At 55.5% G+C, this 12,835-nt stretch carries 8 protein-coding genes; 2 read left to right on the forward strand and 6 right to left on the reverse strand.

The window, feature by feature from the left end; all coding sequences use genetic code 11:
• Positions 1-108: 108 nt before the first annotated feature.
• From NBV64_RS09920 to fmdA, 6 genes are all read right to left on the reverse strand, one after another.
• On the reverse strand, positions 109-3,234 hold the full coding sequence (locus NBV64_RS09920) for a tetrathionate reductase subunit A (RefSeq protein WP_250755654.1): 3,126 nt from the start codon (positions 3,232-3,234) through the stop codon (positions 109-111).
• 37 nt (positions 3,235-3,271) lie between these two features.
• On the reverse strand, positions 3,272-4,303 hold the full coding sequence (nrfD, locus tag NBV64_RS09925; RefSeq protein ID WP_250755655.1) for an NrfD/PsrC family molybdoenzyme membrane anchor subunit: 1,032 nt from the start codon (positions 4,301-4,303) through the stop codon (positions 3,272-3,274).
• 9 nt (positions 4,304-4,312) lie between these two features.
• A complete protein-coding gene (dsrO, locus tag NBV64_RS09930) occupies positions 4,313-5,071 on the reverse strand; it encodes a sulfate reduction electron transfer complex DsrMKJOP subunit DsrO (RefSeq protein ID WP_009453878.1) in 759 nt (252 codons plus the stop codon).
• 208 nt (positions 5,072-5,279) lie between these two features.
• Entirely contained in the window at positions 5,280-7,517 is a 2,238-nt protein-coding gene (locus NBV64_RS09935) for a TonB-dependent siderophore receptor (RefSeq protein ID WP_274984775.1), read from the reverse strand.
• Between the two features lie 241 nt (positions 7,518-7,758).
• Positions 7,759-8,046, reverse strand: coding sequence for an FmdB family zinc ribbon protein (locus NBV64_RS09940; protein WP_009453884.1), 288 nt, complete (start codon positions 8,044-8,046; stop codon positions 7,759-7,761).
• A gap of 57 nt (positions 8,047-8,103) precedes the next feature.
• A complete protein-coding gene (gene fmdA / locus NBV64_RS09945; RefSeq protein ID WP_021446607.1) occupies positions 8,104-9,303 on the reverse strand; it encodes a formamidase in 1,200 nt (399 codons plus the stop codon).
• A gap of 453 nt (positions 9,304-9,756) precedes the next feature.
• Between fmdA and NBV64_RS09950 the strand changes: the two genes are divergently transcribed.
• Complete coding sequence (locus NBV64_RS09950) at positions 9,757-11,133, forward strand: 8-oxoguanine deaminase (RefSeq protein ID WP_009453885.1); 1,377 nt, start codon at positions 9,757-9,759, stop codon at positions 11,131-11,133.
• 55 nt (positions 11,134-11,188) lie between these two features.
• On the forward strand, positions 11,189-12,721 hold the full coding sequence (locus NBV64_RS09955; protein WP_021446606.1) for a nucleobase:cation symporter-2 family protein: 1,533 nt from the start codon (positions 11,189-11,191) through the stop codon (positions 12,719-12,721).
• The last annotated feature ends 114 nt before the right edge of the window (positions 12,722-12,835 follow it).

Genomic DNA, 12,835 nt, shown 5'->3' on the forward strand with positions numbered 1-12,835 from the left:
AACAAACAAGCCTCCATACATCCATAAGCAAGCAAAGAAAAACGCCGATCATCCAAAGGACAATCGGCGTTCTTATCTTTCAAAAACCTCTTGAAAGAGGGGGCGCTTTTAAGCCGACAACTTTTCTACCTTGGCTGGCAGGCCTTGGCGCACGGCCGCGCCAGAAACCCAGTCAATCCAGACGTTGTCCTGACCATCGCCACGGGTTGGATCAGCAAAACCCAATTCGTTCAGGTTCACACCTGCAGCCAGATCGTTCAGGTGAGGCGTAGCCTGACCATCAATCTGGTGCGAACGCGCACCCAGTTCGGTATGCCCAAAACCGTGTTCGATTGCAATGGCCCCGCGCATAATACCGCCACGCACCAAAGCAACACCTTCAACCGCACCACCTGGTGTACTGACACGAATACGGTCCCCGTTACGGATGCCCATGTTCTTTGCATCATCCAGATTCAAGGAAATCGGATTGTGCGGGTGGACCTGGCGCAGGCGGGACATCCCGATGGACATGGAGCTCATCAAATTGGATTTGTAGGAGCTCATCAGCAATGGCCACTCTTGTTCCGAGAAATGCTCGCGCATTGGGCTGCCGTCAGCCAAACGAGTGGGGTACCAAGTAGGGCAACCGCTAAGACGTTCACCCGTCATGGTGTGACGCATCTTGGACAGGTCTTCATTCCAGATCTGCAAAGCATTGCTGTAGCGATTTTTCAGCTGATTTCCTTTCCAGGCGTTTTCGATCCGGTCGAATCGGCCACCGCGTGTCAACAACATCGCCACTTTGCGCTGCTCTTCAGGATGCAAACGCGCTTGAAGATCAGGAAAAAGTCGATCCACACCGGTGATGCGCATATCGTCGTCGGATGCGTCGCCAACCGGGCGGCCAGCACCAAAGGCAATATTGGCCATGCCCCGCAGATAGAAATCCTCGGCGCGCAGCAAGTCGTGGGCATTGCCTGCCTTGTCTTTCAGAACGCCTTTACCAAAACCTGGCAATCCCAAACGCAAAGCTACTGCAAACAGGAAACTTTCCAGGTTGATAGGTTGACCGTCAGCCGTGCGATCCACTCGTGGCTCGACCACAGGCCAGCGCAAGGTCGAGGACTTGGCGATCACGTCAGCCCAAGGTGCCGAAACACCCCAGCTTTCGTAAGTCACCGTGTCTGGCACGATGTAGTCTGCGTAGGCATTGGTTTCGTTGATAAAGGGATTGACCGAAATCGACAAGGGCAGAACCGCAGGGTCTTTCAGTTTGTGCAGCAAGGCATTTTTAAAGCCAGCAATCGCATAGACCGGGTTGCTCATGTGGTTGATCCACACTTTGCTGGTGTATGGATAGCCATTCAGGCCTGATGCAATCATTTCACTGCTCAAGGCACCTACAGCGGGGTACCAAGGAGCAGGAGCGGGGTACAACGCTTCCCCATTCGCTTGGCGGCGCTTGAATTCGCTGGATTTTTCGTAAGCGAAGCGATGTCGCGACAAAGACACGCCTTTAGCCGCCACTTTTCCGGGGAATTGAGCAAAGTTGTAGCGTGGGCCGGGGCCAAAAGGACCAAATGGGCCCGCATCCAGCACCAAACCGCCTTTCAGGTTCAGGTTACCCACCAAGGTATTCAACATGGCAATGGCATAAGCCGTGTAGAAACCGGAACCGTTCATGGTGCCGCCGTGTGCGTCAGCCACGGCTTGGCGACCGTAGCTGGTAAATTCACGGGCCAGTTCGATCAGGGTTTCTTCGTCCATGCCGCAGCCTTTGGCGTATTCGGCAATGGATTTTTCCTGACTGCGCTCGCGCAGCATGTTCAGCGCAGTACAGACACGTACATCCTTGCCTTCCAGCTCAACGGTACGGTCGACAAATAGCGTCGCACGATCCAGATCGGTATGGGCGCGCAGTTCGCCTTGTTCGTCCTGAACAATAAAGGGCGATTCAGTGTCTTCAGCTACTTCCCAACCCAGGTCTGTACCGCGCAAATAGCGGCCAAAACCAGGATGCTCAGGATCCGCAATCAACAAATGGCTGGCGTTCGTCCAGGAAGCGGTATTTTCGTCCTGCTCCGCAGGCGCATGGGGCAGGGACAAGTGTTCTGCATCAAAACGCTCTTGTTCCAGAATCCAGCGCAACATGCCCATGACCAGGGACAAGTCAGTGCCGGGCAGAACAGGTTGCCAGCGGTTGCCACTGCCCGAAGCCAGGCTGGAGGACGTTGGCAAGATCGGGGAAACAACCACGTACTTGAAGGTGTTTTCAGGACGCGAACGGGCTTCTGCTAGCTCACGGCCTTGACGCTGGAAGGGATTACCGGACTGAGCCGGTGCTGCACCAATAAACAGGCCAAAACGGGCGTTTTTCCAGTCAGGTTTGCCATGAGGCATACCTTTGATGTCACCCATGGCAGCGCCTGTACCGACACGGAAGCTTTGACCACAGTAAGAACCGTGGTTGCTGACGTTGATCGTGCCAAAAGCCTGCTCGGCAAAGCGTTTGACCAGTGGCGTACGGCCTTCATTCGCGGCATCCGTGAACAACAACTGGTTGGCCAATGGACCGAACTCGGGGTTTTGCGGGTCAATCAGGGTTTCGTGATCCCAAATCGCACGCAAACCATCGACATGACCTTCTTTGAACAGATCGCCGCCTTCGCAGACCTCTTCAATCAATTGTTCAAAACTGATGCGCTCCCATTGGCCTGAGCCACGGGGGCCGACGCGTTTCAACGGCGACAGAACCCGGTAAGGGCTGCTGTGCTGTTCCAGCATGGAGGCACCGCGAGCACAGGCGCTGGCACGGCCTTCCAAGCCGTTTTCACCACCCAGCATGGCGTAAACCTCGCGTACGGGCTGCTCCATGGGAGCAGACTGCGTGGTTGCCAAAGGATGATAAGGATTACCGGCGATACGCAGAATCTTGTTGTTCTCCGTATCAATACGTACGCGCACACCACACTGCGTCCAGCAGCCCAGGCAACTGGACGGGCTCACAATCTGGCCGGGCTGCGTATCCAGCAGACCCGTGATCGGATCAATACGGAATTCAGCCTGCAAGGAGTTGCCACGGGTTGCGTGTGCGGTGGGTACACCGGCTGTACCTTGGCCCAGACCTTGGACCGCCTTGACTACCGTGTCGCTATAACCAGCCGCAAAGGCAGCCAGACCACCCACAGCAGCACCGCCGCGGGTCAATACCTGTCGACGCGACAGGTTAGGGGTTTCTTTTTTCTTGCTCATGACGATAAGTACCTGAAAGCTAGTGAGTCTGTAGGGCCTAGGCCGTCAAAGACGAACGGCGGGCCGGGAACAGAGAGAGCAGGGTGGTGCTGGCGGCGAGCAAGGCAATACACAAGCCCAGCACACCCAGCATCCCCAGCAGACCATCGCTGCCTAAGGGCATGGTGTAGAGGTACAAACCGGCACCGTATTTAGGCACTCCTTGTACCGCCATGAAAATAATCCAGCGAAACATCCAGGCAGAGCCGAGCATGAAAGCAGCACAGAACAAGCTATAAAGATTGCCTTGCAAGGTATGGACAGGACGGCTGAGCATGTACAGAAGCAGCAGACCGAACGCCGAGGAACCCAGGAAGCCCAAACGCCATACGGGATAGGTCTGAAACAGTTCCCAGGCCGAACCAAAGGAGTGGCTGTAACCCATCAGACCGGAGCCCACCCAGAACAGGGCCACGAGGATCAAGGTCAATACCACGCCCAAAGACCAACGGCGTACGTACTCCAGCGGCAGATTGGCCACGCCGCCAGGCAAGAAGCGAGCAACCAGCAAAATAGCGCCCAGACTGGCCAAAGCAGCTGTCAACGCGAAGTTGATGGGTAAGAACGCGGTATTCCACAAGGGGCGTGAACGCAGCACCATGACTTCAAAACCGCTGTAAACCAGAATCGACAAGGCCGAAACCAGTAAAGCCAGGCTCAACCAGCGCCACAGAGCACGTTTATTCAGCCACCAGGCCAGCACGTTGGCCATGGACAGGCCAACGAACAGGGGCAGCAGCACAGCACCCAGCGACATCCAGGACCAAGGAGTGAAGTGGGCATAAAAATGCCAGAAACGGCCAGGTTGGTGCAAGTCAGCCAGCAAGGACACAGGAGCGGCAATGCTGCTGCACAGAAGCACAATCATCAGCGCAGGCTCCAGACGACGCAAAGCGCTGTCGCTGGACCAGGCGCAACGCCACACCCAGACGGTGCTGGTGGCAGCCATACCGACCAGGAAAAAGTATTGAACCGCCCAAGGTAACCAGGCAACTTCGTAGGCGGGGGTCAGAATTTCGATAATAGACATAACGGCCCCTTAGAACTGATTGGTCAGACGCACACTGGCCTGCCCATCCACACCATCGACGAACTCATCGGGCAAACCGATGTAGAACACATGCGGGTTGGTGTTCATGCCGGGCTTGAGTACACGGATTTCCTCTTTGTGCTCTTTAAGCAGCTGGGAAATCGTGCTGGTTTCATCGTTCATATCGCCAATGACGCGTGCGCCACCCACGCAGCTTTCCACGCAGGCGGGCAGCAGACCCACTTCCAGGCGGTGCTCGCAGAAGGTGCATTTATCGGCGGTCTGGGTTTCATGGTTAATGAAACGGGCATCGTAAGGACAGGCTTGAACACAGTAGGCACAGCCAACACATCGTTCGTTGTCGACCAGCACCACCCCGTCTTCGCGCTGGAACGTCGCCTGCACAGGACAGACCGGCACACAGGGCGGGTTGTCGCAGTGGTTACAGAGGCGTGGCAGGCTCAGCATGGCCGCCTGCTGCTGTTCATCGAGCACCTCATATTGCAGAACCGTGGTGCGGAACTGCCCGATAGGGGGTGCATTTTCGATAGAACAGCTGACCGTACAGGCCTGGCAACCGATACATTTTCTTAGATCAACCACCATGCCGTAGCGGGCCCCATCTTTCCCACCGCTACGTCGTGGAGGCTGGCTGTTCATGGCAGCATGAACAGGCTGAATAGGAATAATCGTGGCCCCGGCACTAAGGCCCAGCAATTCCTTAAGAAAACGTCGCTTGCCCTTTTTGGGCTCGGCGCTTGGAATCATGTGTTTTCCTTTCCTATGCTTGGGTTGAACCCATTTACATTATTTGTAGTTATAAGCATATGAAGAATACAAAGTTCCGGTCTTGATGAAGGTCAAAAAGAACATTTAAAGGTTGAAATGTTGACGCTCGGCTGTATTTTTCAGGCACAAAAAAAGCCCCTCCAGGAAAGGGAGGGGCGCTATATACCTGAGTTGTGGATAAAACCGCTTAGAACGTTCCGCTTAAGCCCAGGAAGAAAGTGCGGCCGGGTTGGTTGAATGTGTAGGCCCCAGCACCGTAGATGTAATTGGGGGTACCCAGGTTCACGCCGATGGCATTGCCGCGACGGAACAGACGCTTATCAAAGAGGTTATCAACCCCTGCATTGATGCGGAAGTGCTTGTTGATCTTGTACTGCGTGCTCAGACCAAACAAGGCGTAAGGGGACACCTTGTCGGTTGCAGAACCCGTCAAAGGCTGACCGTAGTAGTCGTACTTCGGTGGCTTTTGCTCGCCGTAAAAGGTTGCCTTGGCGCGCAAGGACCAATCGGCATTTACATCCCAGTCCAGAGTCGTATTGATCGTGTATTTAGGGATAGTGGACAGCGCTTCACCCGTAGTCTTGTTCTTGGATTCGATCATGTAGGTGAAGTTGGTGGACCACAGCCAGTTTTCGGCCAAAGGCAGCGTCAAGTTACCTTCCAAACCCGAAACTACGGCTTTGGGAATGTTTTCCCATTGCAGAATCAATTGTTGATTGTTCAAGGCCGTGAAGCTATCGATTGCAAAACGGCCCGCTTCTACTTTGTTGCGGTAATCATTATGGAAGTAGGTCAGGCTGGCACCCAGGCCGTTGTCACCCACGTACTCGACACCCAATTCTTTATTGATGCTGGTTTCGGCCTTCAAGTCCGAATTACCTTGCAGGAAGCAACCCGTGCTACTGCCCGTGGTATTGCCCCAGCAGCCGTTACCCAGGCTGTACAAGGTATAGCCGTCATTGCTTTGATACAGGTTAGGTGCCTTGTAAGCACGGGCGATACCGGCTTTCAAGAGCCAGTTATCCGTCACGGCATGAGTCAGGTTAAGCGATGGGCTCCAGTTGCTGCCATGCTTGTCGTGATAGTCAAAACGCAAACCTGGGGTAACCGTGGTCTTGTCGGTGGCATAAATATTGTTTTCAGCGAAAACCGAGTAAATATTCGCCCGCGACTTGGGTTTGTATTTGTTGGGGACACCAGGAATACGGGTCGGGTTACGTTGTGCCAAGTCCGAGGACTTGTCGTTCAGCTCCTGCCCAACCCACTCCATACCGATAGTGGCGTATTGCTCGACGCTACCGGTCTTGAATTGATGGCTGGCCTCAGCGTGGGCCGTCATGGTGGTCAGGTCCGCTGTGCCAAAACCTCCATCCTTGACTCGGGATGGATCATTAAAAGCACCCTCAGTCCCTCCGGCCAAGCCTTCCAGCAAACGATAGTTACGCGTCTTTTCGTACTGGAAGTAGGCCAGGGAGTTCGTCTTATCGTTCCAGTCCCCACGATGCGTCAGCGAATAGCTTTGGCGATACATCTTGTTGGTCTCGTCGCCCAGCTGACGTTTCACCTCGTCATTGGTATTCGTGTTCTGGGTATCACCCGTATAAATATTGCCTTGGCGGCTATAGGAGGCCTCCAGATCCACCGTTTGACGGCTATCAGGACGCCAGGACAGCAAACCATTGATGTCCTTGTTACGTACGCCTTCACGTCCAGCAGGCAAGCTGTTCGCATTGGCACCACCACGCTCGGTCTGGTGTCCTTTATTGATCTCCGGATCGTCCGAATCCGTCTTGTTCAGGTTTCCGTACAAACGGAAGGACAAAGATTCGCTGATCGGGCCACTCAAGCCAAAGCTCATGCGTCGCGTGGCGCCTTCATCGCTATGTTCGGGCAAGTTGCCATACAAGGAGTAGGTGCCCTGGAATTTGTCTGTTGTGGGTTTGGTGATGATGTTGACCACACCACCCGCAGCCCCGTTGCCGTAACGTGCTGCTGCCGGGCCGCGCAGCACTTCCACGCGTTCGATCTGCTCGGCAGGTACCCAGTTGGTATCCCCACGCGAATCGCGCTCGCCACGCCAGCCGAAACGCACAGCAGAACGCGAACTGACGGGTTTGCCGTCAATCAGAATCATGGTGTTTTCCGGGCCCATGCCGCGAATGTCGATCTGGCGATTATTACCGCGCTGGCCGCTAGCCGAGTTACCTGTCAGGTTCACGCCCGGCATGGTGCGCAGAACTTCGGAGATATCGTTGGCGGGAGGGGACTTCTGGATGTCTTCGGTGGTAATGATGGAAGAGCCCAAGGTCTGCTTGAGCTCCTGCTCGGCCTTGACCACGATGCGGTCCAGCTCCTCGACCTCTTGCGCTTGCGTCTGATAGGGAAAGGCCAACAATAAAGCCACTGCCAGACTGCTTAAAGGCATAAAAGATACGCCGCTAGGCACCTGGCGCTTAGCGGCGAGAGACGAGGACACCGACATAATGAACACCCAGTAATAATGAGATTGATTCTTGATTATAAACAGAATGTTTCATGTTACCGAGCGTGAATCTCGTAAAACCAACACATCCGTCTGGGCAAATTCAGCCAGAACTACGCCCGCCAACGTTAAAGCTGCGGCCTGTCAAGGCTGACAGCTTGCGCTGCAAAGGGGCTGATTGTATTTAGGCGCAAACGCTGCAGCCAGGACCCATACAGGTATGGATGACAGAATTCCGGGTGCTGGAACGAGTGCCGGGCCCGGTCACATTATTGCCCGCCAAAGCTTGTTGAGGAGTCAGACCGCGCGTGGGGCTGGCTTTGCTGAACAGGCGTCGTGGTGCGCTCAGTTGCAGCAAGAGGCTGCCTTTTTCACAAGCAGGGCAGGTCTGGGGATCGTTGCGGGTGGCAATGCTGCGCAAATGGCTACTGCGTTGCAGGCAATGATTACAAAGATAGTCGTACAAAGGCATGGCAAATCCGAGTAAAGCAAGCCCTGACTCCAAGACGAAGCCAGGGCCAGAGACTGATCAGGTCAAGTTACAGCGTGTGCCTGGACGGCCAAAACGGGCCGCGTCATTCAAGGCACCTTTAGGCAGGATATCGGTATCAAAAATACCGGTAGGCAAGGCCAGAGAAGCGGAGCTGTTAGGCAGATCCACCACGCCGCCGTAACGGCCCTCAACGGGAGCAGCAGTCAGCAACATATAGGCTTGCGCACGCGACAGGTCTGTCGTGCGGCTGATGTAATCGATCGCAGCCAAACAGGCCTGACGGTATGCAACCGTAGAATCCAGGTAGTAGTTGACGCCTTCTTCCACGCTGATGCCCGTGAAGTGCATCCACTGATCGTACTTGGGATCATGACGGCCTGGAACATAGATAGGCGCGGTCAGATTGTATTTGGCCATGCCACCTTTGATCAGATCAAAGCCAAGGTGGGCTGCGCCGTCCATTTCAATGGCACCACAGAAGGAGATTTCGCCATCGCCCTGGGAGAAGTGCAAGTCGCCCATGGACAGGCCAGCACCCTTCACATAGACGGGGAAGTAAATCCGCGAGCCAATGGTCAGGTTCTTGATATCCAGATTGCCGCCGTGCTCACGTGGAGGCACGGTACGAGCAGCTTCAGCCGCCATGCGGTCAAACTCGGCCCCTTTAACGCCGCGCAATACAGCGGTTTTGGCATCAGGCGGATTGGCGTGGCCCTTGGGCACCAGCAGGGCTTCACGGCGGTTCCACTCGCGCAGCAGTTCGTGCGAGGGCAGGGTGCCGATCAAGCCAGGGTGCATCATGGCCGCAATGCGTACGCCAGGGATGTGACGCGAGGTGGCGTAAACACCATGCAGGTCCCAGATGGCCTTGTCGGCTTCGGGGAAATGCTCGGCCAAAAAGCCACCGCCATTTTCCTTGGCAAAAATGCCCGAGAAACCGACAGGAGTAATGGCGCGAATATCCAGCAGATCCACCACCAGAATATCGCCTGGCTCAGCGCCCTCTACGTGGATGGGGCCCGTCAATGGGTGGGCGCGGGTCAGGTCAACGTCGCGTACGTCGTTGGCGCTGTCCGTGTTTTTGATCTGGGCGTCCAGAAAGTCCATGCATTCCAGAATCATTTCCTCGCCAGGCTTCACGCTGGTCAGGTCTGGAATATCAGGGTGCCATCGGTTGTGCCCGATTTCAGCTTGTTCGGCCAGGGGTGCGCCGGGTTTGATTTTTATATGCTGCATGTGTTCTCCGAATAATGTGTGCGAGGTCAGCACAACGGCGCTTTTAGTGCGCTTGGCGACACAATTAACACGACTGGACTGGCACGGTCAAAATGTGTGGATAAGCGGTTTTATATGTTTTTTTATGCCAATAAATAAATTCTTAAGCGAGTCAATGATTTAGGCTTTAAGTGATTAAAGGACAATAGTCCCAGGTTTTTGTCCAGAGGATAAATCCTGATTTTGAGCAAATTTTTTATGTCCCGGAATACCGTAAAAAAACGGGCTGCTCTCTATACGACAAACCTTATAGAAGGCATAAGAGTTCCTGAATGGCCTAGCAGGACTCAAGGCTTGGAGCGAAAAAGGGCACGGCTAAGGCCTGGCTCTAAATAACCCTTATCACAGCAGGTATATAAGTCGGCTAGTCGAACTGACAACAATGAAAAGCAATAAAACGCAGGAGACACAATAATGACTAGCCGTTCCCCGATCCTGTGGATTCGCAATCCACTGGCCTGTTCAGATGCACAAGCTGCCGGTGGCGTACTGGTGCAAGATAGCCGCATTATCGAAAAAGTGGCCGCCGGTCAGCAGCCCAAGCAGGCTTACGACCAAAGCTGGGATGCCTCCCGGCACGTTTTGCTGCCCGGTTTGGTGAATACGCATCATCACTTTTACCAAACCCTGACACGGGCCTATACCCCAGCGCTGAACAAACCCTTGTTCCCCTGGCTGACCACCTTGTATGACGTGTGGGCCGGGTTGGACGACGAGCAAATGCAGGTGGCCAGCGAGCTGGCCATGGTGGAACTGTTGCAGTCGGGCTGTACGACGGTGGCCGACCACCACTATGTGTTTTCGGGCGCCTTGCAACATGCCATTGATTGCCAGGCTGAAACCGCTCAACGCCTGGGTGTACGCGCCGCATTGACCCGTGGTTCCATGAGTGTGGGCCGGGATCAGGGAGGCTTGCCCCCGCAAAACGTCGTACAGGACGAACAAACCATTCTGGACGACAGCCTGCGCCTGATTCGCCAATATCACCAACGCGAGGATGGGGCGATGATCACGCTGGCCCTGGCTCCGTGTTCGCCTTTCTCTGTCAGCCGCGAGTTGATGAGCGAAAGCGCCAAGCTGGCTGAACGCGAGGACGTACGCCTGCATACGCATCTGGCTGAAACAGACGACGAAACTGCCTACTGCGAGCGCCTCTTTGGTATGCGTCCACTGGACTATCTGGATCAGCAGGGCTGGTTAAGCAATCGCACCTGGCTGGCACACGGCATTCACTTCAACGACGAAGAAATCCAGCGTCTGGGCCGGGCAGGCACAGGTATTGCCCATTGTCCCTCGTCCAATATGGTCTTGGGCAGCGGCCTGTGCCGCACCATCGAGCTGGAAGCCGCTGGTGCACCCGTGGGGCTGGCCGTAGATGGCTCGGCCTCCAATGATCACTCCAATCTGGCTCAAGAGATGCGACAGGCACTCTTGCTGGGCCGGCTGCGCTACGAGCCGGGCCAGGTTACCCATCAAGCCGTTATCCGTTGGGCGACTCAAGGCTCGGCCCGTTGTTTGGGTCGCGAGGACATTGGTGGCCTGAACGTCGGGCAGCAGGCCGATCTGGCCTTGTTCACCCTGGATGAATTGCGCTTTTCCGGCGCTGAGAACCCCTTGGCGGCCTTGCTGCTCTGCGGCGCAGACCGGGCCGACCGCGTGATGGTCGCCGGCCAGTGGCGCGTGATTGACGGCCAAGCCTGCGGCATTGATTTGCAAGACCTGATGCAACGCCATCAAGCCGCTGCGCGTCGTTTGCGCGACAAGGTACTGGATACCGTAGCGACAGCTTGAGTTCGGTAGTGACAGGGCCCCTAGAGCCCTGCCTATCTATTTTCGGAGACAAACAATGACAACACCTACAAGGGCGACGGGTGCAGCGACTGCGCAGCGCCCCGAAGACGAGAATCTGGGCCTGGGCGCGAATCTTGCCTACGGTTTTCAACACGTATTGACCATGTATGGCGGCATTATTGCCGTACCCCTGATCATTGGCGAGGCCGCTGGCCTGCCTGCCAATGAAACCGGCTTGCTGATTACCGCCTGCTTGTTCATGGGCGGCCTGGCGACCTTGCTGCAAACGCTGGGCGTGCCGTTTTTCGGCTGCCGTCTGCCGCTGGTTCAAGGGGTATCGTTTTCTGGCGTAGCCACCATGATCGCCATTTTGGGTACGGGCGGCGGTTTGCCAGCCGTATTTGGCGCAGTCATTGTCGCGTCCCTGCTAGGGCTGCTGATTACGCCGGTCTTTTCACGGGTGATCCGGTTCTTCCCGCCTTTAGTCACGGGCTGCGTGATTACGACTATTGGTCTGACCTTGATGCCAGTGGCCGCATTCTGGGCCATGGGCGGTAATCCTTCCGCACCGGATTTTGGTAGCGTAGGTAATATTTCCCTGGCCGCCATGACCTTGCTGATCGTGCTCTTGCTCAGCAAGCTGGGCAGCGCCACGATCTCCCGCCTGTCTATCTTGCTGGCCATTATTATCGGCACCATCATTGCCGTCGCCATGGGCCATGCAGATTTCTCTGCCGTCAGCGAAGGCGAGGTCTTTGCCTTGCCCAGCCTGTTCCACTTTGGCATGCCCACTTTCCAGACTGCCGCGATTATCTCCATGTTCATTGTGATCATCGTGACGCTGGTGGAAACTTCGGCCGACATTCTGGCCGTGGGCGACATTATTGAAACCAAAGTGGATGCTCGTCGTCTGGGTGATGGCCTGCGTGCCGATATGCTCTCCAGCCTGATCGCCCCTGTATTTGGCTCTTTCACACAAAGTGCCTTTGCCCAGAACGTCGGTCTGGTGGCGGTCACCGGCGTGAAAAGCCGTTACGTCGTAGCCTTTGGTGGCCTGATTCTGATCGCACTGGGCTTGCTGCCCATCATGGGCCGTCTGGTTGCCGCTGTCCCACCCGCGGTACTGGGTGGCGCGGGTATGGTCCTGTTTGGCACCGTCGCTGCCAGCGGTATCCGTACGCTGGCCAAGGTGAACTACGAAAACAATATGAACCTGATCATCGTCGCCACCGCTATCGGCGCCGGCATGATTCCTATCGTGGCCCCCAAGTTCTACGAGCACTTCCCAACCTGGTTTGCGACGATTTTCCACTCCGGCATCAGCTCGGCGGCCCTGGTGGCGATTGTGCTGAACCTGTTGTTCAACCACTTCACCTTGGGCAATCCGGATCAGCCCTCTGTGTTTGCTGCGGGTGGAGGCCGCTATCTGCGGGTCTCGGACGTGGCCAATCTGAACGAAGGGGACTATGTTGAAAACGGCAAGGTCATGGACAAGGACGGCAAGGAGATCCCGATTATTGCTGATGAGCACTCCGCACCGGAACAGGCCCCTGTGCTGCACACGAAACCGAGTTTAAGCAGTACCTGAACAAGTAGAAACATTGCTAAAAGAACATAAGATCGTACCTTTGGCCGCCTTGTCTCTTTAGGGAGCAAGGCGGTTTTTTTTAGCTAAGCACTTGAAATATCGGGAACTAGCCTC

The organism is Alcaligenes sp. DN25 (assembly GCF_023674485.1).
GTDB classification, from domain to species: domain Bacteria; phylum Pseudomonadota; class Gammaproteobacteria; order Burkholderiales; family Burkholderiaceae_B; genus Alcaligenes; species Alcaligenes phenolicus.

Excerpts from the sequence above, each read along its gene's own strand:
- dsrO (WP_009453878.1), bottom strand. The coding sequence starts at position 5,071 with ATGATTCCAAGCGCCGAGCCCAAAAAGGGCAAGCGACGTTTTCTTAAG.
- NBV64_RS09950 (WP_009453885.1), top strand. The coding sequence starts at position 9,757 with ATGACTAGCCGTTCCCCGATCCTGTGGATTCGCAATCCACTGGCCTGT.
- fmdA (WP_021446607.1), bottom strand. The coding sequence starts at position 9,303 with ATGCAGCATATAAAAATCAAACCCGGCGCACCCCTGGCCGAACAAGCT.
- NBV64_RS09920 (WP_250755654.1), bottom strand. The coding sequence starts at position 3,234 with ATGAGCAAGAAAAAAGAAACCCCTAACCTGTCGCGTCGACAGGTATTG.
- NBV64_RS09940 (WP_009453884.1), bottom strand. The coding sequence starts at position 8,046 with ATGCCTTTGTACGACTATCTTTGTAATCATTGCCTGCAACGCAGTAGC.
- NBV64_RS09935 (WP_274984775.1), bottom strand. The coding sequence starts at position 7,517 with ATGCCTTTAAGCAGTCTGGCAGTGGCTTTATTGTTGGCCTTTCCCTAT.
- nrfD (WP_250755655.1), bottom strand. The coding sequence starts at position 4,303 with ATGTCTATTATCGAAATTCTGACCCCCGCCTACGAAGTTGCCTGGTTA.
- NBV64_RS09955 (WP_021446606.1), top strand. The coding sequence starts at position 11,189 with ATGACAACACCTACAAGGGCGACGGGTGCAGCGACTGCGCAGCGCCCC.